This is a genomic window from Ruegeria sp. AF8 (assembly GCF_056541825.1).
Genome location: NZ_JBQFYW010000003.1, coordinates 268,493 through 292,953, shown reverse-complemented (window position 1 = coordinate 292,953; position 24,461 = coordinate 268,493). Strand labels below are relative to the sequence as shown.

Sequence of the window (24,461 nt, the reverse complement as noted above, 5' to 3'; positions counted from 1 at the left end):
CTTACCGCAGCGCGCCTTGTGCCTTGAGGGCCGCTTCCTTTTCAGGGTTCACCCACCACAGATCGAGATATCCCAAAGCAAACGGCGGCAGGTTCTCAGGGTATTCGTACATGTCGTAATAGGCCGTCCAGTATTCCGCGATATAGCCGTCGGGGATGACGAAGAACTCATGGCGCAGCGCCCGGTCCAGTGCCATCAGGGCGGCATCCTGAGTTTCCTGATTCTCGGTCTCGAACGAGGCCTCGATGATCGCGTCCACCAGCGGGCTGGCCAGGCCAGCCGGGTTGAAGAGGCTGAACGCCGCCTCTTGCGAGCCATACATCTGGCTCAGCCCGCCACCTGTCGACAGGAACGAGCCATAGCGGGTCGAATAGACCATATCGTAGTCCCGTTCACGGCTGCGCAGGGTGTACTGGGCCGGGTCCACCTTCTCGGCGGTGGCGTCCACACCGATGGATTGCAGGTTCTGCACATAGGTCTCGATCATCGTTGCCGTCGAGGTCGGAATGTTGGACGGGTAGGGAATGTTGACCTTCAGGGTCTGACCGTTTTCGTTCTTCCGCCGATTGCCGTCGGCAACCGGCCACCCGGCCTCATCCAGCATCTTCGACGCCTTGCGCAGGTTGCGGCGGTCGTTCAGCCGGTCCGATTTGGATTCGTGCGTCACGGTTACCGGCTCAGTCAGCAGCTCATCGGGCACAACATCGCCAAGCGACTGCAAAAACGCCAGCTCGGCGCCTTGCGGCGTCTCCGTCGCCTCAAGATGCGTGCCCTGCACGAAGGAGCTGCGCGGGGAATTGAGGCCGAACAGCAGGGATTCGTTGGCCCATTCGAAGTTGAACGCCAGCGCCAGCGCCTTGCGGACGGTTTTGTCGGCAAATTGCGGCTTGCCCAGGTTGAAGACGAAACCCGATGGGGTCGGCGGGCTGCCGTCCGGGATTTCGTCCTGAACCACGGACCCGCTTGTCAGCTTGGGGAAATCATAACTGGTGGCCCAGAGCTTGGGGTCGCTTTCGATCCGCATGGTGTATTCCCCGGCCTTGAACGCCTCAAACGCGGCGGTCTGGTCGGCGAAATATTCCACCCGGATGGTATCGTAGTTGTTTCGTCCGCGATTGAACGGCAGATCCTCGCCCCAATAGTCGTCGCGTCGCTTGTAGACGATGCGCCGGTTGATGTCGTAGCCGTCCAGCTTATAGGGGCCTGAGCCCACGGCAACCTCAAGCCGCGGCTCGTCCAGACGGCGGGAGTCATCGGCCTCAAACCATGCCTTGGAAAAGACCGGTGTGGCGCCCACGGTTTCGATCAGGCTGCGGCGGGTGACCTCGGGGTTGAAGGTGAACTTGACCGTATGCTCATCCAGAGCCTCCGCGTTGGTCACCATCCGGCCAACGGCCTGCGCGTAAGACGGAAGACCCTGTTCGATGAACAGCTTGTGGCTGTACACCGCATCCTCGGCGGTGACCGGCGTGCCGTCCCAGAACGTCGCCTCGGGGCGCAGATGGAAGATCACATAATTCCGCCCTTCGTCATATTCGAGGCTTTCGGCCAGCAACCCGTAATACTGCCCCACGCTGTCATCGGCGCTTTCGATCAGCCGGTCGTACTGGAGCGTGGTCAACGCCCCGGCGCGGCCCTTGCGCGAATAAGGGTTGAGGGAATCGAAGGTCCCGGACGCGGCCAGTGAAAGCTCCCCACCCTTGGGCGCGTCGGGATTGACGTAGTTGAGGTGCGGATAATCCGGCGGATAATCGAGGTTGCCGAAATACGAATAGCCATGGCTCCTGATGATCTTTTCCTCGGCGTGCAACTGGGTTGCCGTCAATACCAGAAGCGATAGTACAGCCCACAACACCATCGAGGTCCACTGCTGTGCATCACGGGCGAGGACTCGGATCTGAACTCGGGGTGGTCGCATCTGGCTCTTCCTCCGGGGTCGTTTTCATTCTTGATCTTGTTGTCGCTAGCTAAAGGTCCAGCCGCACGAGATTCAAGTTTAGAATGCGTGAACGCTTCGTGAAGTAACCCCCAAAATGGCCATTTGTCCGGCCGATATGCTATTCTTTGCAACAATTGGAACCCGGACCCGATTTCCATGAAGCATAACCAGTCTCTACCGTTACCCGCTTTCGGCACCTTCCTGCGAGAGGAATCGGCTTTTCTGATTGGTGCCGGCGCTGTCGGGGTTTTTCAGTTCGGCGGCGACGCATGGCTGAACAATCTGGCCAATCCTTTTCTCGCAATCACCATGTTTCTTTTGCTCATCGGTCCGGTCATGTGGGCTTCGTTCGGTGTCGTTCGCCACGCGGATACCCTGGCGGAGCGCCTGGGAGAACCTTATGGCACGCTTATTCTGACGGTGGCCGTCATCGGTATCGAAGTGTCGCTGATCATCGCCGTCATGTTGTCGGGAGATTCGGCGCCGACACTGGCGCGCGACACGATGTTTGCGGTTCTGATGATCGTACTGAACGGTCTAGTTGGGGCAGCTCTGTTATTCGGCGGCCTGAAACATTCGACCCAGAACTACAACCTTGAAGGTGCCCGGGCCTTTTTTGCGGTCCTGTTTCCCTTGGCGGTTCTGGCGCTTGTTCTGCCACGCTTCACCGTTACCAATCCGGACCCCAGCTATGCCCCGTTTCAGGCCGCTGTGCTGGCCGGGTCGACCACTCTCATGTATCTGGTGTTTCTCGGCATCCAAACCACCCGCCATCGTGGGTTTTTTGAACAACCTGCCGTTGCCAATGACAACTCCGCCCGCCACTCGGATATTGAACATGGTCACGTGGCGCACGGCCCCCCGCGGCCAACGTTATTTCACGCCGTCATGCTGATCCTGACTTTGTTGCCGATTATTCTTTTGGCAAAGCGTGTCGCCAAGCTCGTTGATTTCGGGATCGTCAGCGTTGGCGCCCCTGCCGCGTTGGGCGGGGTGTTGATCGCATTTCTGATACTGACGCCGGAAAGTATGGCGGCGATCAAGGCCGCTCAGGCAAACCGCCTGCAGCGCTCGGTCAACCTTCTTCTGGGATCGGCGCTTGCATCTATCGGCATGACCGTTCCAGCCGTGTTGGCCGTTGGCCTGATCATTGACGAACCCGTTCCCCTGGGACTGGAAAACGCATCGATCGTGATGCTTTTGCTGACGCTGCTGACCAGCACATTGACGTTTGGAGGCACAAGAACCAGCATCCTGCAGGGCGCAGTTCACCTTGTCTTATTCCTTGTCTACGTGATGCTGATTTTCAATCCCTGAACCCGTGCATACGACAGACCAACAAAAAAAGCCGCTGCGATCGGCAACGGCTTTTTCAAGAAGAGTCCGGTTCGAATCAGTTATCCAGGCTATCCAGATAGGCGATCACGTTCACCCGGTCGGTGGCCTTGTTCAGACCGGAAAAGCTCATCGAGGTGCCCGGTACGTCGGCGCTGGGTTTGGCCAGGAAGGCATCAAGCGCCTCCGGTGTCCAATCACCGCCCTTGCCCTGCATCGCGCCGGAATAGCCAAAGCCTGCGGCAGATGCGATCGGGCGGCCGACAACGCCGTACAGATACGGCCCGGTGCCGTTCACGCCGTCTTCCAGCTTGTGGCAGGCCTGACATTTCTTGAAAACCCTGGCGCCCTTGTCGATATCGGCAGCCATCATCATTTCGTCAAAACTGATTTCCTCAGCTTCGCTGATCTCATCGGTCGGCGTTTCGGTTTCGATGATATAAGCAGCCTCGCCATGGCCACCTACATGATAAAGAACCTCGGCCGCCCATTTGGCCAGAAGAAACGCCAGAAAGGCGCCGAACAGGCCGGCAGCGGCCTTGGTAACTGTCATCGTGTCGAACATTGCTCGCGAGTCCATTTCAGCTGTCTGCGCGGCTGTCTAAGGCTTCCCCTTGCAAGAGGCAAGGTATAGACACCGCGACTAAACGCCCAAAAAACGAACTTGTTGCATGGAAACGACCAAATGACCAACCGAATTGCCTTTCAGGGAGAGCCCGGCGCCTATAGTCACGAGGCCTGCCGGAACGCGCGGCCCGACATGGACGCCTTGCCCTGCCGCACATTCGAAGATGTGATCGAGGCGGTCCGGTCGGGCAAAGCGGATCTGGCGATGCTGCCGGTCGAAAACTCGACCTATGGGCGTGTTGCCGACATCCACCGCCTGCTTCCGCATAGCGGTCTGCACATTATCGACGAAGCGTTCGTGCGCGTGCATATCAACGTGTTGGGCGTTCCCGGCGCCACGCTTGACGACATTGCCGAGGCACATTCCCATCTTGTTCTGCTGCCCCAGTGCGAGGGGTTTCTGCGCGGCCACAACATCCGCGGCCGCGTCAGCCCCGACAATGCCCGCGCGGCGCGTGAGGTCGCCGAACGCGGCGACAAGAGCCATGCCGCACTGGCCAGTGAGTTGGCGGGCGAAATCTATGGGCTGAACGTTCTGGCCCGCCACATCGAGGATCAGGGCGACAACACCACCCGATTCCTTGTCATGTCACGCGCAATGGACGACTCACGTCGGGGCGGGCACGGCATGATTACCAGTTTCGTATTTCAGGTGCGCAACATCCCTGCAGCGCTTTACAAGGCAATGGGCGGGTTCGCCACCAACGGGGTGAACATGGTCAAGCTGGAAAGCTATATGGTCGACGGATCCTTCACCGCGACGCAGTTCTATGCAGACATCGTCGGGCACCCTGACGACCAGAATGTCCAACTGGCGATGGACGAACTGGAACACTTCACGACAAACGTGGAGATTTTGGGTGTCTATCCCGCAGCCCGGCCACGCAGCTAGACATGGCCCCGGCGGCCATCTGTTCGCCGGGTCAGCCCGATTGCGAATATCGCTGCTCCATATTTCCCGCGAACTCCGCCAGCCGAAGCCGAAACCGCCGTCTGAGACGCGATTTTCCGAGTTTTAGCGATTGCAACAGCAAACGCGCGGGCAGGGTCGTCGCCACAAAATCGATATCAACCAACAAACGCGTTCGTCGCGGCGACAGGGCCACAAGTTCAACCTGGGTATGACCGCTCATCCCTTTGCTGGCCGCATCAAACCGCATCAACGTAGGCGCGCGATATTTACCGAGAACAACCTGAACATGGCGCGCTTTGCCGCGTATCTGAAACTCGGTGTCCCATGTCAGCCCTTCGGAAGCCGGGGAAGTCGAATTCTGGCGCGTCACTTCAATTCCGCGCCGAATTGCAAGACGTTCGAAACGGTCGAAATCCGACAGCATCCGGAACACCGCTTCAATCGGCGCCTCGACATCTTCCTTTCCTGAAAACTTCATTCAGTCCCTCGGAATTTCAGCAGCGTTCGGTGTTTTGGCTCAATCGAGCGTATCCGCAAGCCAGTTCTGCAACAAGAAATGTGCAATCGCCCCTTTGCGCGCGGGCAACAAGGTCGGGTGCTCACCGGCAAATGCCTGCATCATCTCGCTTTTGCCGACCCACAGAGCATCTTCGATTTCAACCGGGTCAATTGTTATTTCCCGTGAAAGCGCTTCGCCTGCGCAGCCAAACATCAGTGATGCGGGAAACGGCCAGGGTTGGCTTGCCAGATATCGGACCCGCCCGACCGGAACGCCTGCTTCTTCCATGACTTCGCGGCGCACCGCCGCTTCCAGCGTCTCTCCCGGTTCAACAAACCCGGCCAGCAGCGAATACATGCCATCGGGCCAGCCCGGCGAACGCCCCATCAGAACCGAATCGCCATGCGTGATCAGCATTATGACCACCGGATCGGTGCGTGGGAAATGCTGACCTCCGCAGGCCGGGCAACTGCGCTGCCATCCTGCTTGCGACACATCGCTTTTGGTGCCGCAGCGTGCGCAAAATCCATGTGTTTCGTGCCAGCCGATCACCGCCTTGGCCGAGGCCGCCAGTTCGGCGTCGCGGGGGCTGAGGCGCGTCATGATTCGCCGCAACTCTGCGAATACATGGCCCTTCGGCAGAACCGGGTGTTGCTGTTCGCTGCGGTCCACGAAGGCCCCGACACCGGACAGATCGTGATCTTCGGCCTGCCAACCGGAGATATCCGCGGCAAAGATCGGCGCACCGGCCGCGGACAAGCCAAGAAATACGGGCGCTTCCATCACGTCCCCCGGCTCGTACCGGACAAGCCCGTGGGACATCGCGACCGTGGACAAGCGATCCAGCCGCTCACCCTGAACGAGAATTTTTCCGCGCCAAAGTAACAGGCATGCCGCGTCGGGATGCGCCACAGCTTGCTTCAGGGCATCCGCGTCGTCGCGGATGTGGGCGTTGCGATCCAGTTCCGATCCACCGAATGTGACCTGTTCCGCCCGTTTCATTCTTGCCCTCTTGTTTTCCGAACGGCTGCCACGGTTATGCGGCTAACGCAATGGCCCTGCCAACGGAAAGCGTAAATGGCATAAGTAACGCAATCACAAACTTTTCCCAAATCCCGCTTCAATTTGCCGTTTTTTCAAACTGTTAAGGACATCGGATCGGCTATAACAACAATCAGCCCCAAAACCGATGGCAGGACAATCGTTGAGTTCAAAATCCGAAAATGCCAATAGTTCTCCGCCGACCGTCCGCCTTAAGCTTCTGGCGACATCCGATCTGCACATGAACCTCATGGGGTATGACTATTACTCGGACCGACCGGAACCATCTGTCGGGCTGACACGAACGGCGACCCTGATCAGGGCGGCCCGTAAAGAGGCCGAGCGTCAAGGGGCGCGCGTGCTGTTGTTCGACAATGGCGATTCCCTGCAAGGTACACCCTTTGGTGATTGCGCCGCCGAAGCGGACGCTGGCATGCACCCGCTGATGCGTGCTTTCGAATGCCTGGGGTATGACGCTGTCGGGTTGGGCAACCATGATTTCAGCTTTGGACTGGAACGCCTGAGCAGTATTCTGGCACAATCGCCATGTCCGGTACTGTGCAGCAACCTGCATTGCCTCGAGACAAACCAGCCCTGGCAGGCATCGACCATTTTGGAACAGCGGTTTGTGGCTGGTGTCGAGACACGCGTGCTGCAAGTCGGTGTCTTTTCGGTTTTGCCGCCGCAAACGACGGATTGGGAAGCGCATCTGCTTGATGGCCGTGTGACCTCGACAGATATTCTTGAGACCGCCACAGCAACCGTACGCAACCTGAAGCAAAAGGGATGCGACGTGATCGTCGCCCTGGCCCATTCAGGTCTGGCCGAAGCTTCTTCCGAATCCCGGATGGAAAACGTGGTGGTTCCGCTGGCTGCAATTGAGGGGATTGACGCGGTGGTCGCCGGGCATACGCACCTGACGCTACCCGGGCTGGATCACAACGGCATTGCCCATGTCTCGGGCGACACTGGTCTGGTTCATGGCAAACCCGTTGTCATGCCCGGATCGTCAGGATCGCATCTGGGGGTGATCGATCTGACGCTTTCCCGAGAGGCTGGCGAGTGGAGAGTCGCGCAACATGCGGCTGAACTGCGCCCGATCTGCAGCAGAGACAGCAACGGGCGCGTTCGTCGCAACGCACCCGAGGACCCCGAGCTGGTTCAGATCTTCAAACCCGGGCATGGTGATACGCTGAAACGGATGCACCAGCCAGTCGGGCGGGTCGATCAGTCGATGCACAGCTATTTTTCCTTTTGCGCCGCAGACCGTGGCCTTGCACTGGTTGCAGCCGCGCAAATGGCGGCATTACGCCCGTTTCTGACTGGATTGCCCGAGGCGGCGCTGCCGATGCTGTCCGCCGTATCGCCGGCGAAATTCGGAGGCCGGGCCGGCCCAGGCAACTATACAGAGGTGCCGGCAGGCGCTGTGTCCATGCGCCATATTGCGGATCTGTGCGTTTTTCCCAACGAATTGCGCGCGGCTGTCGTGACCGGAGCGCAATTGCGGGAATGGCTGGAAATGTCGGCCTGCCTGTTCAATCAGGTTCCGGACGGAAGCCGGGATATCGATCTGATCGACCCGTCCCGCGCAGGCCACAATTTCGATGTCATTCATGGCGTTGAATACATGATCGATCTGACTTCACCACCTCGATTCCGCCCGGACGGCGGCCTGACGGACCTGACTCACCGGCGCATTCGTGACCTTGTCTGGAACGGCAGCCCCGTCGGTGACCGCCAGAGATTTGTCGTGGCCCTCAACAACTACCGGTTCAATGGCGGCGGTCATTTCTCTGCCCTGAGCGATGCGCGCGGCATCGACATCCCGCCTCTGCGCATTCAGCGCATCTTGAAGGATTATGTCGAGGGGCGCCTTCCAATCGACCCATTGCAGGCGACGGCGCACCCCTGGCGGTTCGCGGAGATGAACGAAACCTCGGTGATTCTGAAAACAGGCCCGGATGCCCTGCGCTATCTTGAAGAGCTTTCAGGCTTTGAACCGGTTCGGCTGGGCGTCGATCCGGGCGGATTCCTGTGCCTGCGCCTGTCCCTGTGACGGGTTGTCTTTGCCCGGCATCTCACCTATATCATCCGGCGAGAGGTTGGCGCGGGCGAGCGCCTCGCCAACCTGGTCAGGTCCGGAAGGAAGCAGCCACAACGAGTCCCGCTTGGGTCGATGTCCAACCTCTCACTATCCGAAAATCACCTGCAAACCGGTTCGGCCTAACCCGAGATGAGCGCGGGCCAGACTGCGGCATTTCTGCGTGCGAACGCCCCCAGATGCCCGACGTTCGTCAATCCGAATTCCTGCGGGGTCAATATGCGCCGGCGTGACCTGTTCCCGTAGACCTCCGCCAGTCGCCATACGCATTTCGGCGGGATCACGTGATCGTCGGAAAATGCGATTAAATCGACCGAGGCGCCACTTCTTTCCCAGTCCGGTCTCGGCAGCGTCTTTCCGGTTTCGGGCAGGTAACTATGCGCGGACGTGCACCACTTTCGCCATTGCCAATACACCTGCGGAGGCAGATCGGAGCCAAAGCCCGTCAGACGTCCCGGCAGATAACCCAAACTCTTGACGAGCAGAGGAACGTGTCCGAACCAGAACAGTCGGGCGAGCGCCTGATACGGCCAGGGATGATCGCGGTGCTGAACCAGCCCAGAACAGACACAGATCATCCGGTCGATCTGTTCAATTCCCGGCTGCAACGGGCCCAGCATCCCGCCAACCGAATGCCCGATGACCCACAGTTTCGCATCCGGAAACCGTTGCCGCATTTCGGCCGTGGCCGCCGGCATGTCGACCAGCGCCCAATCGGCCATCGACGTCGTGGATTTTTTCAGGCGGCCAACCTTGGAATTGCCGAAATCCCGATAGTCGTAAGTCAGGCAGGCCATGCCGTGTTCTCCGGCCAGCCATCTGGCGAAATGCCGGTAATAGTCTTTTGGAACGCCTGTCGCGCCGTTGATCACAACGGCAACCGAAGGCGCCTCTGTCGTGCGATAGAGGCGGGCGGCCAGCATGCGCGTTCCCGAGCGGAACTGAAATTCCTCGACCAGTACCGCATCCTGAGCATCCAACATAGCGCCATTCCTCGATGATCTAGACCAATCGGTCTACACATCCCCCTCTGGACCAATCGGTCCAATGATGTCAATAATCCCCGCAAATGACCGTACGTCCCTTGCCGACAAAAGAACGTCTGATACGCGCCGCCGCCAACCTGTTCCAGCGGTCGGGTTATCACGGTGTCGGCCTGTCCGAGGTTCTGATGGCGGCTGATGCGCCAAAGGGTTCACTTTACCACCATTTCCCGAATGGAAAGGCCGACCTGGCGCTTGCGGCGGCGACATGGGCGTCTGACGCGATGCTCGGGCTTATCGCCGATTCTTTTGAACCGGCGGAAAGTTTCGAGTCCGGCGCCGAAACCCTGTGCCACAAAATCGCGAAACTTTTTGACAAATCGGGGCAGTGGAACACCTGTCCCATCTCGGCCACCCTGTTCGAAGGGCCCGACAATACAAGGTTCCGCAACCACGCTTATCATCTGTACGAAGGCTGGATTTCCGAAGTTGCGCATCACGCAAAGCGGCTTGGCGTGGCAGAGCCCGGCGTTGCGGCAGATACGCTTTTCGTTTTGCTTCAGGGCGGATGGCAACTGGCGCGGGCAAGGCAGTCATCGGATATCCTGCGTGCCTTGCCGGGCCGACTGCACCCGTCGCCGGGCTCCCCGCGCAAAGATCCCCGGCGCGACGCAGCAAGGGCGCTTGCGAAATGGAAATCTCCTTGACCCGGTCCCGCCCGCCCGCTAGCGATTGAGCGATGGTTTCCGGTCGTGAGCACGGCCGGGATGAAAAGGGAACACGGTGCGGTTCAATTTCGAACCCAAGCCGCGACTGCCCCCGCAACTGTAGGCGGAGAGCACAGCCGAAACACCACTGGCCCATGGGCCGGGAAGGTCGGCCAAGCGACAACCCGCAAGTCAGGAGACCTGCCATCGGAACTGAAACTCGAATTCGGGCGGGGTGTCCGGGCTGGGTTTGACGGCAGCCCGCTGTCTATCCCGTCCATCGCCCTCGTCCACGGCGCGGAGGGCGCAATATGATCTGGAAAACCGACAACCACCTGTTCACGGCAACCCTGTGTCAGAAAACCGGGGAACCCTGCCCCGCATTGGCGCAGATGGCGACAAAGCTGACGCAGGCGATATCGGCGTCAAAATCCGTCACCGAAGACACCTTCGAAATCGACGGAAAATGCGAACTTGGACATTGCGCCGCCGGGTGCGACGCCAGTTTTCGCGCCGATCACACCCGCATCCGAATTTTCTGCGGTGTCGATGCTGACGCCGATGTCGAGCGGCTGAACCGGATCGCGGATGCGCTTTTGAACCCGACTGCGACCGCCTTTCCTTCGGGTTGGGTCAAAACGATGCCCTGCGCGCTTTTGGAGGCGCTTCCCGTCCAACGCAGAACGTCAGAGGCGCCGCACCACGCAGCTTTGTAACCGGATAGCCAAGGCCGCAGTTGGAACCGCAAGCCGGCCTCAGGGCCGGTGCGACACCCTTTGCCCTTTCAGCGCCCAATCCATTTGTGGCTCGGTTTCCACCGCGCAGGGGCGAATTGCGCGCAAGCGCGTCAGCGCATCTGCCGGCTTTTCGCCACATTCCACCATCAGTCTCAGCGCCGCCATCCCTGATCGCCCGCAGCCGCCACGGCAATGGATTAGCACCCGTCCGCCACCAGCCAGAGCCTGTCGGGCCGACGCGCTGGCCACAGCCCATTTCTCCTCGATGCTGCGGGACGGTATCCCGAAATCCTCGACCGGCAGATGCGACCACCGGCAGGCCCGGCCCTGAATGTCCAATCCGAAATGACGCGCCCCATCCTGAATCATCTCGACTTCGGTTGTCATCGAGATCGCAAGGCCCGGTTTCCAGTCGGCAATCGTATCAAGATCGTCAACATAGGTTCCGCCCCGGCCCGGCATCTGGCAAATTGCCAGAGTTCCCCCGCCCACCTGCAGGCCATAGATCACCAGTTGCGACACGATCAGTTCCCCCCCCACAACCAGCGCACTCAGATCCGGAATTCCCAATCGATACTCAGGTGTTTTACCCCGGCTTGTCTGCAATCCAAACCAAAATCGATGCGGCCGCTGTGGACGTGGGCATCGCGGCGCACTACGCTGCGTTTTCAAGACGAATCCGGCAGAGCAGACATGACCGACACCGCACCCGCCCCCTATCAGGTCCTTGCCCGCAAATATCGCCCTGAAACCTTTGCCGATCTGGTCGGTCAGGATGCGATGGTGCGCACGCTGAAAAACGCGTTCGAAGCGGACCGGATCGCGCAGGCATTCATCATGACCGGTATCCGGGGGACAGGAAAAACCACGACCGCGCGGATCATCGCCAAAGGCATGAATTGCATCGGTTCGGATGGAAATGGCGGGCCGACCACCGACCCTTGCGGCAAGTGCGAACATTGCGTCGCCATCATGGAAGGCCGCCATGTCGATGTGATGGAAATGGATGCCGCCAGCCGCACCGGTGTGAACGATATCCGCGAGATCATCGACAGCGTCCGCTACCGCGCCGCCAGCGCGCGCTACAAGATTTACATCATCGACGAGGTTCACATGCTGTCGACCAGCGCCTTCAACGCGCTGCTCAAGACGCTGGAAGAACCGCCCGAACATGTAAAGTTCATCTTCGCCACCACCGAGATTCGCAAGGTCCCGGTCACCGTTCTGTCCCGCTGTCAGCGGTTCGATCTGCGTCGGATCGAACCGGAAGTGATGATCGGGCTGCTACGCCGGATTGCCACTTCCGAAGGCGCGGAAATCGCCGAAGACGCCCTGGCGCTGATCACCCGCGCGGCGGAAGGTTCGGCGCGGGATGCGACCTCGCTTCTGGATCAGGCAATATCGCACGGCGCGGGAGAAACCACTGCCGATCAGGTTCGTGCGATGCTGGGTCTGGCGGATCGCGGCCGGGTTCTGGACCTGATGGACATGATCCTGCGCGGCGACGCGGGCGCGGCTTTGACCGAGCTTGGTGCGCAATATGCCGAGGGTGCCGATCCGCTGGCGGTGTTGCGGGACCTGGCGGAAATCACCCATTGGGTTTCAGTGGTGAAGATCACGCCCGATGCCGCCGAAGACCCGACCGTCTCCCCAGACGAGCGCGCGCGGGGAATGCAGATGGCCGAGGCGCTGCCCATGCGCGTCCTGACCCGGATGTGGCAGATGCTGCTGAAGGCGCTGGAGGAAGTTTCGGCTGCGCCAAACGCGATGATGGCCGCCGAAATGGCAGTAATCCGGCTGACCCATGTCTCGGATTTGCCAAGCCCGGAAGAATTGATCAAGCGGCTTCAGGATGCCCCAGCGCCCGCGGGTCCGGGTGGCGGAATGCCCGCAACGGGCCCGCGGGCGCAGGTCTCGCAATCCACCGCCGTCCTTGCATCGGCCGGCGCATCCTCACCACGCCACAACAGCAGTGCGCCGGTTGCGGCACTGGCTCAGGATCTGCAAGCGGCGCTGGCGCGCTATCCGACTTTCGAGCATGTGGTCGAACTGATCCGCGCCAATCGCAACGGAAAACTTCTGGTCGATGTCGAGGATGGCGTCCGCCTCGTGTCCTATCAGCCGGGGCGGATCGAATTCACCCCGTCCGCCAAGGCACCCACCGATCTGGCGCAGCGGCTGGGCGCAAGCCTGCAGAGTTGGACCGGTAACCGTTGGGCAGTGTCCATCGTGTCGGATGGCACGGCGCAGACAATTTCGGAAATCCGGAACGCCGCTGATATCGCCCTGAAAAAGCAAGCCGAGGCGCATCCGCTGGTGCAGGCCGTGCTCAGCCAGTTTCCCAAGGCCAGCATAACCCGCATTACAACTCCCGAACAACGCGCGGCTCAGGTTGAGGCCGAAGCCCTTCCCGAAGTCGAAGACGAGTGGGACCCGTTCGAAGAGGGTTGATCGTTCAACCGTTTCGCATTGGAATAAATGTCGCAAACGCGCTTGCCGGGTGGATTGCGTCCTCGCATCCTGCCCGAAATATCCTCTGATGGAGCCAGCCATGCGCACAGACCCCCTTCATTCGCGTTTCGGCCTGATCGTGCATGACGTCGACCTGCGCGATGTTAGGGCGGATTCCCACTATCCCGAGATCCGGCAGATGTTCGAGACCCATTCCACCCTGCTGTTTCGTGACCAGTCCCTGACGGACAGCGATCACACCCGGCTTGGCGAATTGTTTGGCCCGCTGGAAAACCGCGAGGCAATGGCGGCGGGGCGGGATATCGCATTCGAAGTGTCCGAATTGTCGAACCAAACCGCCGAGGGGCTGCGCGCCCACAATGATCTCCGGTTGCTCGATTTGCAGGCCAACATGCTCTGGCACACGGACAGCACGTTCTTGCCGACACCGGCGCTGGTCAACATCCTGACCGCACATGTGGTTCCGCCCTCGGGCGGCGAAACCGAAATCGCCTCGACCCGCGCCGCCTGGGCCGACATGCCGGAAACCCTGAAAGCGCCGTTGCGCGATGCGGTCATCTGGCACCGGCTGTCTCACTCCCGTGTGCAGATCTCTGCCGATCTCGCCGTACAGCACAAAATGACCCGCTGGCCCGACCGACCCTGGCGCGCGGTCTGGCCCAACCCGGTCACCGGCGAAGAGGCGCTGTTCATCGCTTCGCACGCCTTCGCGATCGAAGGGCTGGGACATGTGGAAAGCCAGGACATCCTGACCCGGGCCATGGCCTTCTGCACCCGGCCTGAATATGTCTATTCCCACGAGTGGTCCGTTGGCGACGTGCTGATCTGGGATGAACGCGCCACGGTGCACCGCGGCCGTCCCTGGGATTACGACCACCCCCGAACGCTTCGCTCGATCTGTTGCTCGGTCACATCCGACGACGGCCTGTCCGCAGTTCGCGTGATCTGAATTGCAAGCGTCCGCATCGTGCGGGCAACGCCCGCACGATGCCGGGCCCAACCGGAGAAACGGTCTCGCCAGAGACCGCGACGACGGGCGGGAGCGCCTGCCCCTTGTGCCAGACCGTTCGCACCCGTATCTAGGCTTCAAACCGAATTGCAGGAGAAACAATCATGCTCAAAGGACTCGGCGGGCTTGGCGACATGGCCAAGATGATGAAATCCGCGCAAGAGCTGCAGACCAAGATGACCCAGATGCAGGAAGACCTGCACAACGTCCTGGTCACGGGCGAATCCGGTGCCGGTCTGGTCAAGGCAACGGCCTCGGCCAAGGGCGAGCTCAAGGGGCTCGATATTGATCCGTCGATCTTCAATGGCGACGACAAGGAAGTGGTCGAGGACCTGATCCTTGCCGCCATCAAGGACGCACAGGCCAAGGCCTCCGAAAAAGCGCAGGAGGAAATGGCCCGTCTGACGGAAAGTATGGGTCTGCCCAAAGACATCAAACTGCCGTTCTGATAATAGCGCCTGCATCACAATTGACCGGGACGGCGGCAGCCCCGGCGGCAAGACAGGGGCGCAAGGGTGAGTTCCAACCGCGAAATCGACAATCTGATCGACCTGGTGGCCAAGCTTCCCGGCCTCGGTCCGCGTTCGGCGCGGCGCGTGGTCCTGCATCTGATCCGAAAGCGCGCCTTGCTGCTTGCTCCTCTGGCAGAGTCCATGCAGGCGGTGGCCGCTTCGGCGCGGGAATGTCTCAACTGCGGAAATGTCGGCACCACGGATATCTGCGATATCTGCGAGGACGAGGCCCGCGCAACGGGCGAGCTTTGCGTGGTCGAGGATGTGGCAGATCTGTGGGCCATGGAGCGGGCGGGCGTATTCAAGGGCCGCTATCACGTTCTGGGCGGAACCCTGTCAGCACTTGACGGCATCGGCCCGGACGAACTTCGCATTCCCCGCCTGAAGGACCGGGTCGTCGCCGAAGAGATCACCGAAATCATTCTGGCGCTGAACGCGACGGTCGATGGCCAGACAACTGCCCACTACATCGCCGACCAGCTTCAGGGGCAGGTGCGCCTGACGTCACTGGCGCAAGGCGTGCCGATTGGCGGCGAACTGGACTATCTTGATGACGGCACCATCACGGCCGCCTTGCGCGCGCGCAAGGATATCGGGTGAAAACAAGAGGGAAGCGGTGAAATGGCGCGGATCGCGTTCCGTCTGAAAGAATGGTGGCCCACATTGCTGGGTGCGGTCGGGCTGGTCATTGTCAGCTTTCTGGCATTTTTCTTTTTGTCCCGGCTCAGCCCGGAAACCGCGGGCGACACGATCGGAACATTGGCCACTATCCTGCTTGCCGTCTGGCTGCTGTCGCAGATCTGGATACATGCGACGCGCATCGACAAGGCCAAGCATCAGCTTTTGTTGATGGCCGTCTCTTTCATTCAGGTCGTTCCGTTTCTGTTTGCCGCTGCATACGGGTCTTTCGGATATACCGACCTCTGCGTAATCGGCGCAAAAGAACCGAGCGACGTTCTGTATTTTTCCTATGTCACATTCACAACGGTCGGGTTTGGCGATCTGCATCCGGGCGGTTTGTGCAGGGCGATTGCTGTCGCCGAAGCAATCACCGGGTATGTGTTGCTGGGATTGTTCGTCGCAGCGGCGGTCGCCCTATACGGGCGGGCCCGCCAAGCCTGACCCCCCCGACTAACGGTTTTGGTCGATCCAGGCCGACATCGCTGCCTTGTCACGAAAACACTCCGCCGGGATCGGGCGATGTTTGGCGCGTGCAATGCGTTCGGCAAAGGCGACCTGCTTTCCGGTTGGATAACTGTCAAAGGGCGATGTGTCGCGCGGTTTGTGGGCGGTAATCCAGTCCGACAGTGACCGGCGGTCCCGCTGCGCCTCAACAGGGATTTCCAGCGCGGATTTCTGCGCGATAGCGCGGGCATACCGCATCTGTTTTTCGGTCACGGGCAACAGGTGATAGTCGTTGCCAAGCTCATTCAGAGCCCGCCTGTGCAAAGGGTGGTTCATCCGATAATCCTCCGCCGAAGTAAGAACATAAATAGAACATAAACCAAAAAATTTCAAGGAACGCAGCTTCAGGGCAGGCGGGAAACCGCGCGAAATGATTTTATTGACTGACGGATCAATAACCGGTAGGGGCGTTTGAACCGAACCCTCCATCATGTGCGGTTGGGGCGTATTCAAGAAAGGGACACGGTATGAAATTCCAGCCCAAGGCCAGCCACTTTGTCGACGGCGAATATGTAGAGGACAGGTCCGGCGCCCCGATCGACGTCGTCTATCCCGCTACAGGCGAAGTCATCGCAAGGCTGCATTCCGCGACCCCGGCCATCATCGAAATGGCGTTGGAAAGTGCCAAAAACGCGCAGAAGGCATGGGGGGCGATGTCCGGAACGGAACGGGGTCGTATCCTGCGCCGCGCCGCCGACCTCATGCGTAACCGAAACCGCGCGCTGTCGATTATCGAGACACATGACACGGGCAAGCCACTGCAGGAGACGTTGGTGGCAGACGCGACTTCGGGTGCCGATGCGCTGGAGTATTTTGGCGGGCTGGCCGCATCGCTGACCGGCGAACATATCCCGCTGGGTGGCGGCGACTTTGTCTATACCATCCGCGAGGCGCTGGGGGTTTGCGTCGGTATCGGCGCATGGAATTACCCGACCCAGATCGCCTGCTGGAAAGGTGCGCCAGCATTGGCCTGCGGCAATACGATGATATTCAAGCCGTCGGAAACCACGCCTTTGTCTGCGCTGCAAGTGGCCGAAATACTGGTTGAGGCAGGTGCGCCCAAAGGTGTCTACAACGTGGTGCAGGGATATGGCGATGTGGGTGCCTCGCTGGTGACCGATCCACGCGTCGCCAAGGTCTCGCTTACCGGTTCGGTCCCCACGGGCCGCAAGGTCTATGCGGCCGCAGCCGATGGCATGAAGCACGTCACCATGGAACTGGGCGGCAAGTCCCCGATGATTGTTTTCGATGATGCGGATATCGAAAACGCAGTCTCGGGCGCGATCCTTGGCAACTTCTATTCCTCCGGTCAGGTCTGCTCGAACGGCACCCGCGTTTTCGTGCAGAATGGGATCAAGGATGCATTCCTGAACCGCCTTTCCGAACGTCTGGCAACCGCCAAAATCGGCGACCCGCTGGACGAGGAAACGAATTTCGGCCCGATGGTCAGCGAAAACCAGATGCGCATCGTTTTGGACTATGTCGAAAAAGGCAAATCCGAGGGGGCGCGGCTGGTTTACGGCGGCGAACGGATTGGCGGCGACGGGTTCTACTTGCAACCCGCCGTATTCGCCGACGTGACCGACGACATGACCATCGCGCGCGAGGAAATCTTTGGCCCGGTCATGTCGGTACTGGATTTCGATACCGAGGAAGAGGTCATGGCCCGCGCCAACGACACCGAATTCGGCTTGGCTGCGGGGGTCTTTACCAACGACCTTACCCGCGCCCATCGTGTCGTCGCCGGGTTCGAGGCCGGAACCTGCTATATCAACACCTACAACCTTGCTCCGGTTGAGGCGCCGTTTGGGGGTTCAAAAATGTCGGGCGTCGGGCGCGAGAACTCGAAACTGGCGATCAATCACTTCAGCGAAATGAAGACTGTGTATGTGTCGATGAACGATGTCGAAGCTCCGTACTGACATAGAAATCAGCTTGGTCGTCCCCGTCGGAATGACGCGGATCTGACATCGCCCGGGATCAGGGGTGAGGCCGCTTGAAAAGCACACGCCGGTCATCGTGAGCCAAGGTTGCCTTGAGGCTGTACGCTGCAATGCGTCCCGAAGGGGCGCCTTGGCAATCCGTCAGCCTTCCGGCGCGAGGGGATATTCGGCCAGGCACTCATGGCGTGCGCCTTTGGGATGCAGAATGGACGTGTAGAGCGAGAACCGTGTCGCAGCCATATCCGGATACTCGAAACCGGCCAGATCCCGAGACTGAGGAGGCAGTTGAAAGCCCGGCTTCATGCGCAGGATCGTGACATGCGGTCGGAAACGCCGACGGGGCAGCGTGAAACCGGCGCGGCGCGCCGCCGCCCGCACCTTGTCATGCAATACGCTCAGATGGGGATTGTCGGGGACCGCCAGATGAACGGCCCGGCCGAACTGACCCAAACCCGACAAGGTTACGGAAAACGGGGCCGCGTGAATGCGCAGCAATTCCTGGTGCAGCGCCTCAAGGGTTTCATCGGTCTGGTCGTCCAGAAAGGCAAGTGTCAGGTGCAGGTTTTCCGGCGGCACGGGCCGCCCCGTTCCAAGACGCTTTTGCAACCGCACCAAGGCTTGAACGGCCTCATCGGTCAGGGCAAGGGCAACAAAGCTGCGCATCCCGGATTATAGACCGTCGAACAGGCGTCCCGGCAACCGGTCATGACGAGGCAGGCCCAAATGGCGCATCAGGCAGAACATCAATGCCTGATTCGAGGTCACCACCGGTTTGCCCAGCACTGCCTCGATACGCTCGATGGCCTCGACCGAACGCATGTCGGTGCAACTCAGCACAATCGCTTGCGCCTTTGGATGGTCGGCTCGACAGGCAAGATCGAACACTTCGTCCGGGGTCAGTTCACCCTGGCCGTAGTTGCCCAATTCGCGTCCGATATCGGCGCGGGCCACGGTTTCGAACCCGTTTTGCGCCAAAAACTCCACCGCCTGATCATTGATCTCTCCGACATAGGGCGATGAAAATCCCACCTGTCTGACGCCCAGCGCACCCAGCGCCTCCACCAGTGATCCGGCAGCAGTCAACGAAATCGCGCCCGAGCCCGCCTTTATCCGGGCGGCCAGATCCGCGTCGAAAGCCGGGCCATGCGTCAGCGTCGCCGAGGTGCAGCCATAGAGAACCACCTGAGGTCGCACGCCCGAGATCATCCGCAGATCATTCCCGATATCCGAGGCACCCAGCCCCGCCATCTGTTCAGCGTCCGGAACCTCGTCCACGTCATAGCCGCCGAGACGCTGAAAATGCAGCGTGGTGCCCGGCGGGCGCATCAATTCCAGATCGGGTTCCAGATTGACATTGGTGAATGGCACCAGAACGCCAATCCTGGCCAGGGTACGAGGGGCGGTCATTTCAACACCCCCTGCAAGACATTCCGCGCACGGCCCATGATTTCCGGCGCGCAGACCGTGGCGCGCAGGCACTCCGGCAAGCCATAACCACCCATGCCGCGCATCAACAGGCCGCTTGCGCGCAGGGCCTCATCCGCGCGCTGCGCGATTTTGGCGCTTGCAAACTGCAAGAGCACGAAATTGGTGTGAGACTGCGGAACATTCAGACCCAACCCGCGCATATCGGCGGAAAACCTGTCGCGCAGTGCAGCAGTGTCAGCAACAACACTGCGGATATGCGCTTGATCCCGCATCGCGGCGGCTGCAGTAGCTTGTGAAGCGATAGAGATATTGTTCGGGTTCAACAACTTTCGAACCTGTCCGGCGATTTCGGCGGGAAAATACCCCCACCCGACCCGCGCCCCGGCAAGCCCGTAAGCCTTGGAGAAGGTGCGCAGAATCACGGTGTTGCCAAGATCCGTCAACGAAAAAACTTCGGCTGGCGACTGCTGAGCATCGGAAAACTCGGCATAGGCCTGATCGACGATCAAGAGGGTTTCCTCGGGCAGCGCGTGGCGCAAACGCAGGATTTCCGAATTCGGGATCAGCGTGCCGGTCGGATTTCCAGGGTTGCACAGAAAAACAATGCGGATTCCGGGGTGATAGGCGGTCAGAATTTCATCGACCGAAACCGTCATCGCCAACTCACACGCCGCGATGTATTCGGCACGGGCTTGTCGGGCTGCCGTGGCCACGAAAGCATAGCCAAACTGAGTGCCCAAAATGGCCTGCCCTGGTCCGGCATAGGCATGGATCACGCAGCCAATCAACTCCATCGAACCCGCGCCACACAAAATGCGCTGGGGGTCAAGGCCATGCGTTTCGGCAATTGCACGACGCAGGTCCGTCCAGTCCGGGTCGGGATAAAGCGGGCTGTTTACCAGCGCATTTTGCCCGGCGGCAATGGCGGCGAGGCTGGCCGGAAAGGCACTTTCGTTCTGCGCCATCGACACTGTGCCAGGCCCGCCCAGATCGGCCAGCGCGTACGGCGCCATGTCGGCAATATGGGGCATCGGCACGATCATGCTTCGCCTCCATATCGCTTCGCATCCTCTTCGGTGACAAGACCACGTTCCAGATCCAGTGCCAGGGCTCTTGGATCGCGTTCAGATGGTGGACCAAATCCGCCACCGCCGGGCGTGTCGAATATCAGGCGGTCACCAGGCTCGACGCGCAATTCTCCCTTGCCGGGAATATCACCATCGCGGCCGTCGATACGGATACGTCCGGGCGCACCGGGCAGGCCTCCCATGCGGCCAAGCGCGGGAAATTTCAGTCGCTCGACGGACAGGAACACCACAAAAGGTGCGTCGTTGGCCGAACTCATTTCGATCCGCTGGCCCAGCCCGCCGCGATACTTTCCCGGCCCGCCGGAATTCGGGCGCAGTTCACGTTTCCAGATTGTCACGGGAGCGACGCTTTCGGTGATTTCGACCTGGCTGCCAAAGACACCGGACGGATAGGCGGTTGCCGAAAGCCCATCGGCGTGGGGCCGTGCCCCGGTGCCACCATTGTGCACCGGTTCGATCGCGAATTCGCGCCCGCCATTGGCGGCCACTTCGGGCGCGTGACGCATGGGCAGATCGAACATGCACGAGGCACCCTCGGCCGGAACCTTGTCCGGCAGCGCCTGATGCAGGCACCCCAGCACCAGATCGGGTGTCACCTGTCCCAATGTATGGCGCATTGCCACCGGCACCGGGCGCTGCGCATTCAGGATGCAGCCCGGTGGTCCATCCACGGTAAAGGGTTCGAGCGAGCCTGCATTGTTGGGAATATCGGGACCCACAATGCAACGAAGCGCAAATACCGTATAGGCCGTGGCATAATTGAGCGGGACGTTGATCCCCTTTTTGGAACAGCGCGAGGTACCGGCAAAATCCACGTGCATGCCGGTTTCGGACACAGTGAGCGTGGCATGAAGCTCAACTTCTTCTTCATATCCGTCCATACGCAGCTTGTTGTGATAGACACCCGGCGGAACTTCGGCGATGGCGTCCAATGTGCCGCGCCGGGAAGTGTCGATGATATGGTTTCCCAGCACGTCAAGGTCGTCCAGGCCGAACTCTTCCATCATGCCCGAAAGGCGTTTCACCCCTGCTTCGCAGCACGCGATCAGGGCATAGATGTCGCCTTCGTTGGCGATGGGTTCACGCGAATTGGCGCGAACAATGTCCATCAGCAAAGCGTTCAGTTCCCCCTGATCGACCAGTTTGCACGGCGGGATGAGCAACCCCTCGTCAAAGATGTCGGATCCTTCCGGCCCCATTCCCAGCCCACCCAGGTCGACCAGGTGCGAGGTGCAGGCGGTAAACCCCACGACCCTACCATTGAAATATGCCGGCATCATCAGCAGGAAGTCGTTCAGATGCCCCGAGGCCAACCAGGGATCGTTGGTCATATAGATGTCGCCCGGTTTCATATTCTGAACCGGAAACCGCTCTCGCAGGTGCATCACCGCCTCGGCCATGGTATTGATATGGCCCGGCGTGCCGGTAACGGCCTGGGCCAGCATTCGGCCCTGGACATCGAATATTCCGGCGGAAATGTCGCCGCATTCCCGCACAATCGGGGAAAACGCGGCACGGATCAGCGTTTGACCCTGTTCTTCGACAACGGCCAGAAGACGGTTCCACATCACTTGCAGACGGGCGGGGGAAAAACCGGTCATCGGGCCGCTCCTTTTTCTTGCCTGGTCAGCACGAGGTTACCGATCACATCGACCTGTGCGATGAAATCCGCCGAGACGAGCGTTGTCGTCTGCGGTTCCGAAATCAGCGCGGGACCGCAAATCCGGTCGCCTGGCTTTAGCGTGGCACGCGGGTGAACTCCGGCTTGGGTAAGACGGCCACTGACATCACAATAGATGGGTCGGACGTCCCGAGAGACGATCGTATTGACCTCGCCGTTCTCCGGGATTTGTGGCGCCGCGAGATCGGGCGTCGCAACACGCACCGACCAGTTCAGAATTTCGATTTCCATCCCCGGAACCGGGCGCGAGAATTGCTGGCGGTATGCCTCTTCAAAGGCCGCGCGCAACGGCTCGATATCAACGGTGTCCAGTGGCCGGTCCGGCAAGAGAATTTCGATCTCATGCCCCTGACCGTGATAGCGCATAAACGCGCTGCGCCGGGTTTGGGTCGCCGAACCCCCGGCCCCCTGGGCGACTACTGTCTGAGCTTCCGCGATCATCTCGGAAAAAACCGAATTGACGGCCGGAATATCCATCCGGTCCAACAGGCAATAACGGCTGCGAATGACTTCGAAACCAACCGGCGCGTACAGGAAACCCACAGCTGACCCAACTCCGGGACTGGAGGGGATGACGATGCGATTTACACCTGCGGCGCGGGCGACGCGCGTGGCGTGCAACGGCCCGTTGCCACCAAAGGCAATCATCGTCCGTTCGCCCAGATCCTTACCCGATTCCACCGCGTGCATTCGACCCGCGCTCGCCATGTTGTCATCGACGATCCGGATGACGCCGTCCGCTGATTGCGCCGAATCGATCGCAAGTTTTCGTCCGATGTGATGGGCCAGCGCTTCGCTGGCGGCATTGGTGTCGATGTGCAATCGTCCCTCAGCAAAACTGTCCGGCTGGATATAGCCCAAAACAATGTCGCTATCGGTAACGGTCGGTTCGGTTCCACCGCGGCCGAAAGCGACGGGGCCCGGCTCGGACCCTGCGCTTTTCGGCCCGACCATCAGACGGCCCAAACGATCAACCGCCGCAATCGAGCCGCCGCCAGCACCGATTTCTATCATCTCGATCACCGGAATACGCACCGGCATCCCCGAGCCTTTGACGAACCGGGCCGCCCGTGCGATTTCGAATTGCCGGGCGGTCTGGGGACGGGCATCGTCGATCAGGCACAGTTTGGCCGTCGTGCCCCCCATGTCGAACGACACGACCCTGTCCAAACCTGTCTGAGCGGCGATCCTGGCGGCAAGAATGGCGCCACCGGCAGGGCCGGATTCCACCAGACGGATTGGAAACTTTTTGGCACTGTCGAGCGAGCACATGCCACCGCCCGCGGTCATCATCAGGATCGGACAGGTAACGCCCTCCGCCGCAAAGCTTTTGGCAAACTCTGTCAGATAAGTCTCCATCAGAGGCAGAATATATGCGTTGGCAACCGTGGTGCAGAGCCGGTCAAATTCCCGGGCTTCGGGGCTGACATCGCTTGATAAGGACACGGCCAGACCCGGAAGCCTGCGTGCCAAAGCATCACGCAACCGCCGTTCGTGGGCCGGGTTTGCATAGGCATGCAAAAGGCAGATTGCAGCTGCTTCGGCCCCTGACGCCTCGATTTCATGAGCCAGATCCTCTATCGCTTCCGCCCCCAGCGGAACCAGGACGCTTCCGTCCGCAGATATGCGTTCCTGAACCGTCAACGCGCGTTCACGCGGCACCAGAAGATCGGGTTTTTCCAGATTGATGTCATATTGCGCGTATCGCCGTTCATAGGCGATCTCCAGAATATCCCGGAACCCTTGGGTGGTAACGGTCACCACCTTCGCACCGCGTTTTTCGATCAGGGCATTTGTCGCCAGAGTGGTCCCGTGTATGAACCCTGTAACGTCGTCGGATCGTCGCCCGGAAAGCGACAATACCCGTCTTACACCTTCCATCGCCCCCTCGGCCGGGTTGATGTGAGTCGTCAGCGTTTTTGTTGATGCAAGGATTTGATCAGTTCCCTGAACCAATACCGTATCGGTGAAGGTTCCACCGATGTCCACGGCGAGTCGTAGCACAGATTCTTTTGACATTGGTCATTCCAGTCATTGCGCGTCGAAATAAGCGGGTGGATAGCCCGCCTATATCGCAACAAGATCCGCACCGGTTGCCCTGCGGTGCATTGGTTTTGGAATGGTCCCGATCATGACAAAGCAGTTGCACTGACGACAGACAATATCTGTTCCAAAGGCGACAGTTTATTTCGTTAGCGACTTTCCTTTCGGGTCTCTCAACCGCTCAAGGCACTATAGCACTTTGCGAAATACCTATATCA

At 60.0% G+C, this 24,461-nt stretch carries 23 protein-coding genes, 1 other RNA gene and 1 riboswitch; of the genes, 12 read left to right on the top strand and 12 right to left on the bottom strand.

Annotated features, from left to right (window positions below; genetic code table 11):
* Position 1: 1 nt before the first annotated feature.
* Positions 2-1,918: an extracellular solute-binding protein gene (locus tag ACR0AO_RS08685; protein ID WP_480602519.1), complete on the bottom strand. Its 1,917-nt coding sequence runs from the start codon at positions 1,916-1,918 to the stop codon at positions 2-4.
* A 177-nt stretch (positions 1,919-2,095) separates the two neighbouring features.
* Here ACR0AO_RS08685 and ACR0AO_RS08680 point away from each other — a divergent pair, with 177 nt between their 5' ends.
* Positions 2,096-3,256, top strand: a complete 1,161-nt coding sequence (locus ACR0AO_RS08680; RefSeq protein WP_480602517.1) for a calcium:cation antiporter — start codon at positions 2,096-2,098, stop codon at positions 3,254-3,256.
* Positions 3,257-3,332: 76 nt separating this feature from the next.
* On the opposite strand, the gene ACR0AO_RS08675 is transcribed toward ACR0AO_RS08680, so the two are convergent.
* Positions 3,333-3,839 (bottom strand): c-type cytochrome, encoded by a 507-nt coding sequence (locus ACR0AO_RS08675; RefSeq protein ID WP_480602632.1) that lies wholly within the window; start codon positions 3,837-3,839, stop codon positions 3,333-3,335.
* Positions 3,840-3,959: 120 nt separating this feature from the next.
* On the opposite strand from ACR0AO_RS08675, the gene ACR0AO_RS08670 reads away from it, so the two are divergent.
* Positions 3,960-4,793 carry a prephenate dehydratase gene (locus tag ACR0AO_RS08670; protein WP_480602514.1) on the top strand — a complete coding sequence of 278 codons (834 nt, stop codon included), beginning with the start codon at positions 3,960-3,962 and terminating at the stop codon, positions 4,791-4,793.
* A gap of 31 nt (positions 4,794-4,824) precedes the next feature.
* Here the strand turns inward: ACR0AO_RS08670 and ACR0AO_RS08665 are convergent, their stop codons facing one another.
* Entirely contained in the window at positions 4,825-5,292 is a 468-nt protein-coding gene (locus tag ACR0AO_RS08665; RefSeq protein WP_480602512.1) for an SRPBCC family protein, read from the bottom strand.
* Between the two features lie 39 nt (positions 5,293-5,331).
* Positions 5,332-6,315: an NAD(+) diphosphatase gene (gene nudC, locus ACR0AO_RS08660; protein ID WP_480602510.1), complete on the bottom strand. Its 984-nt coding sequence runs from the start codon at positions 6,313-6,315 to the stop codon at positions 5,332-5,334.
* Positions 6,316-6,517: 202 nt separating this feature from the next.
* On the opposite strand from nudC, the gene ACR0AO_RS08655 reads away from it, so the two are divergent.
* Together ACR0AO_RS08655 and ffs are read left to right on the top strand one after the other, a co-directional pair.
* On the top strand, positions 6,518-8,410 hold the full coding sequence (locus ACR0AO_RS08655) for a bifunctional 2',3'-cyclic-nucleotide 2'-phosphodiesterase/3'-nucleotidase (protein ID WP_480602507.1): 1,893 nt from the start codon (positions 6,518-6,520) through the stop codon (positions 8,408-8,410).
* A gap of 39 nt (positions 8,411-8,449) precedes the next feature.
* Positions 8,450-8,548, top strand: an RNA gene (gene ffs, locus ACR0AO_RS08650) — signal recognition particle sRNA small type.
* Positions 8,549-8,577: 29 nt separating this feature from the next.
* On the opposite strand, the gene ACR0AO_RS08645 is transcribed toward ffs, so the two are convergent.
* The gene (locus tag ACR0AO_RS08645; protein WP_480602505.1) at positions 8,578-9,438 is read right to left on the bottom strand and encodes an alpha/beta hydrolase family protein; all 861 of its coding nucleotides are present in this window, start codon (positions 9,436-9,438) and stop codon (positions 8,578-8,580) included.
* An 86-nt stretch (positions 9,439-9,524) separates the two neighbouring features.
* Between ACR0AO_RS08645 and ACR0AO_RS08640 the strand changes: the two genes are divergently transcribed.
* Together ACR0AO_RS08640 and ACR0AO_RS08635 are read left to right on the top strand one after the other, a co-directional pair.
* Entirely contained in the window at positions 9,525-10,145 is a 621-nt protein-coding gene (locus ACR0AO_RS08640; protein WP_480602503.1) for a TetR/AcrR family transcriptional regulator, read from the top strand.
* 16 nt (positions 10,146-10,161) lie between these two features.
* Positions 10,162-10,368: riboswitch (cobalamin riboswitch) on the top strand.
* An 88-nt stretch (positions 10,369-10,456) separates the two neighbouring features.
* The gene (locus ACR0AO_RS08635; protein ID WP_480602501.1) at positions 10,457-10,861 is read left to right on the top strand and encodes a hypothetical protein; all 405 of its coding nucleotides are present in this window, start codon (positions 10,457-10,459) and stop codon (positions 10,859-10,861) included.
* Positions 10,862-10,900: 39 nt separating this feature from the next.
* Here the strand turns inward: ACR0AO_RS08635 and ACR0AO_RS08630 are convergent, their stop codons facing one another.
* Positions 10,901-11,344 (bottom strand): protein-tyrosine phosphatase family protein, encoded by a 444-nt coding sequence (locus ACR0AO_RS08630; RefSeq protein WP_480602630.1) that lies wholly within the window; start codon positions 11,342-11,344, stop codon positions 10,901-10,903.
* A gap of 231 nt (positions 11,345-11,575) precedes the next feature.
* On the opposite strand from ACR0AO_RS08630, the gene ACR0AO_RS08625 reads away from it, so the two are divergent.
* From ACR0AO_RS08625 to ACR0AO_RS08605, 5 genes are all read left to right on the top strand, one after another.
* A complete protein-coding gene (locus ACR0AO_RS08625; protein ID WP_480602499.1) occupies positions 11,576-13,333 on the top strand; it encodes a DNA polymerase III subunit gamma/tau in 1,758 nt (585 codons plus the stop codon).
* A 100-nt stretch (positions 13,334-13,433) separates the two neighbouring features.
* Positions 13,434-14,303, top strand: coding sequence for a TauD/TfdA dioxygenase family protein (locus ACR0AO_RS08620; RefSeq protein ID WP_480602495.1), 870 nt, complete (start codon positions 13,434-13,436; stop codon positions 14,301-14,303).
* Positions 14,304-14,467: 164 nt separating this feature from the next.
* On the top strand, positions 14,468-14,812 hold the full coding sequence (locus ACR0AO_RS08615) for a YbaB/EbfC family nucleoid-associated protein (protein WP_480602491.1): 345 nt from the start codon (positions 14,468-14,470) through the stop codon (positions 14,810-14,812).
* A gap of 66 nt (positions 14,813-14,878) precedes the next feature.
* Positions 14,879-15,475: a recombination mediator RecR gene (recR, locus tag ACR0AO_RS08610; RefSeq protein ID WP_480602487.1), complete on the top strand. Its 597-nt coding sequence runs from the start codon at positions 14,879-14,881 to the stop codon at positions 15,473-15,475.
* A gap of 21 nt (positions 15,476-15,496) precedes the next feature.
* A complete protein-coding gene (locus ACR0AO_RS08605; protein WP_480602484.1) occupies positions 15,497-15,997 on the top strand; it encodes an ion channel in 501 nt (166 codons plus the stop codon).
* Positions 15,998-16,006: 9 nt separating this feature from the next.
* Here the strand turns inward: ACR0AO_RS08605 and ACR0AO_RS08600 are convergent, their stop codons facing one another.
* Positions 16,007-16,336: a hypothetical protein gene (locus tag ACR0AO_RS08600; RefSeq protein ID WP_480602480.1), complete on the bottom strand. Its 330-nt coding sequence runs from the start codon at positions 16,334-16,336 to the stop codon at positions 16,007-16,009.
* Between the two features lie 191 nt (positions 16,337-16,527).
* Here ACR0AO_RS08600 and betB point away from each other — a divergent pair, with 191 nt between their 5' ends.
* The gene (betB, locus tag ACR0AO_RS08595) at positions 16,528-17,982 is read left to right on the top strand and encodes a betaine-aldehyde dehydrogenase (RefSeq protein WP_480602477.1); all 1,455 of its coding nucleotides are present in this window, start codon (positions 16,528-16,530) and stop codon (positions 17,980-17,982) included.
* Positions 17,983-18,144: 162 nt separating this feature from the next.
* On the opposite strand, the gene thpR is transcribed toward betB, so the two are convergent.
* From thpR to ACR0AO_RS08570, 5 genes are read right to left on the bottom strand one after another with little or no spacing between them, the layout of a single operon-like run.
* Positions 18,145-18,666 (bottom strand): RNA 2',3'-cyclic phosphodiesterase, encoded by a 522-nt coding sequence (gene thpR, locus ACR0AO_RS08590; protein ID WP_480602474.1) that lies wholly within the window; start codon positions 18,664-18,666, stop codon positions 18,145-18,147.
* A gap of 6 nt (positions 18,667-18,672) precedes the next feature.
* A complete protein-coding gene (locus ACR0AO_RS08585; RefSeq protein ID WP_480602471.1) occupies positions 18,673-19,410 on the bottom strand; it encodes a maleate cis-trans isomerase family protein in 738 nt (245 codons plus the stop codon).
* Complete coding sequence (locus ACR0AO_RS08580; RefSeq protein ID WP_480602468.1) at positions 19,407-20,474, bottom strand: pyridoxal phosphate-dependent aminotransferase; 1,068 nt, start codon at positions 20,472-20,474, stop codon at positions 19,407-19,409. The genes ACR0AO_RS08585 and ACR0AO_RS08580 overlap by 4 nt, the downstream gene beginning before the upstream one ends.
* Positions 20,471-22,120 (bottom strand): hydantoinase B/oxoprolinase family protein, encoded by a 1,650-nt coding sequence (locus ACR0AO_RS08575; RefSeq protein WP_480602466.1) that lies wholly within the window; start codon positions 22,118-22,120, stop codon positions 20,471-20,473. Before ACR0AO_RS08575 ends, ACR0AO_RS08580 begins: the two co-directional genes overlap by 4 nt.
* The gene (locus ACR0AO_RS08570) at positions 22,117-24,219 is read right to left on the bottom strand and encodes a hydantoinase/oxoprolinase family protein (protein WP_480602463.1); all 2,103 of its coding nucleotides are present in this window, start codon (positions 24,217-24,219) and stop codon (positions 22,117-22,119) included. Before ACR0AO_RS08570 ends, ACR0AO_RS08575 begins: the two co-directional genes overlap by 4 nt.
* Positions 24,220-24,461 lie beyond the last annotated feature (242 nt).

Coding starts and splice junctions, on each gene's coding strand:
- ACR0AO_RS08685 (WP_480602519.1), bottom strand. CDS start 1,918: ATGCGACCACCCCGAGTTCAGATCCGAGTCCTCGCCCGTGATGCACAG.
- ACR0AO_RS08680 (WP_480602517.1), top strand. CDS start 2,096: ATGAAGCATAACCAGTCTCTACCGTTACCCGCTTTCGGCACCTTCCTG.
- ACR0AO_RS08675 (WP_480602632.1), bottom strand. CDS start 3,839: ATGTTCGACACGATGACAGTTACCAAGGCCGCTGCCGGCCTGTTCGGC.
- ACR0AO_RS08670 (WP_480602514.1), top strand. CDS start 3,960: ATGACCAACCGAATTGCCTTTCAGGGAGAGCCCGGCGCCTATAGTCAC.
- ACR0AO_RS08665 (WP_480602512.1), bottom strand. CDS start 5,292: ATGAAGTTTTCAGGAAAGGAAGATGTCGAGGCGCCGATTGAAGCGGTG.
- nudC (WP_480602510.1), bottom strand. CDS start 6,315: ATGAAACGGGCGGAACAGGTCACATTCGGTGGATCGGAACTGGATCGC.
- ACR0AO_RS08645 (WP_480602505.1), bottom strand. CDS start 9,438: ATGTTGGATGCTCAGGATGCGGTACTGGTCGAGGAATTTCAGTTCCGC.
- ACR0AO_RS08640 (WP_480602503.1), top strand. CDS start 9,525: ATGACCGTACGTCCCTTGCCGACAAAAGAACGTCTGATACGCGCCGCC.
- ACR0AO_RS08635 (WP_480602501.1), top strand. CDS start 10,457: ATGATCTGGAAAACCGACAACCACCTGTTCACGGCAACCCTGTGTCAG.
- ACR0AO_RS08630 (WP_480602630.1), bottom strand. CDS start 11,344: ATGCCGGGCCGGGGCGGAACCTATGTTGACGATCTTGATACGATTGCC.
- ACR0AO_RS08625 (WP_480602499.1), top strand. CDS start 11,576: ATGACCGACACCGCACCCGCCCCCTATCAGGTCCTTGCCCGCAAATAT.
- ACR0AO_RS08620 (WP_480602495.1), top strand. CDS start 13,434: ATGCGCACAGACCCCCTTCATTCGCGTTTCGGCCTGATCGTGCATGAC.
- ACR0AO_RS08615 (WP_480602491.1), top strand. CDS start 14,468: ATGCTCAAAGGACTCGGCGGGCTTGGCGACATGGCCAAGATGATGAAA.
- ACR0AO_RS08605 (WP_480602484.1), top strand. CDS start 15,497: ATGGCGCGGATCGCGTTCCGTCTGAAAGAATGGTGGCCCACATTGCTG.
- ACR0AO_RS08600 (WP_480602480.1), bottom strand. CDS start 16,336: ATGAACCACCCTTTGCACAGGCGGGCTCTGAATGAGCTTGGCAACGAC.
- betB (WP_480602477.1), top strand. CDS start 16,528: ATGAAATTCCAGCCCAAGGCCAGCCACTTTGTCGACGGCGAATATGTA.
- thpR (WP_480602474.1), bottom strand. CDS start 18,666: ATGCGCAGCTTTGTTGCCCTTGCCCTGACCGATGAGGCCGTTCAAGCC.
- ACR0AO_RS08585 (WP_480602471.1), bottom strand. CDS start 19,410: ATGACCGCCCCTCGTACCCTGGCCAGGATTGGCGTTCTGGTGCCATTC.
- ACR0AO_RS08580 (WP_480602468.1), bottom strand. CDS start 20,474: ATGATCGTGCCGATGCCCCATATTGCCGACATGGCGCCGTACGCGCTG.
- ACR0AO_RS08575 (WP_480602466.1), bottom strand. CDS start 22,120: ATGACCGGTTTTTCCCCCGCCCGTCTGCAAGTGATGTGGAACCGTCTT.
- ACR0AO_RS08570 (WP_480602463.1), bottom strand. CDS start 24,219: ATGTCAAAAGAATCTGTGCTACGACTCGCCGTGGACATCGGTGGAACC.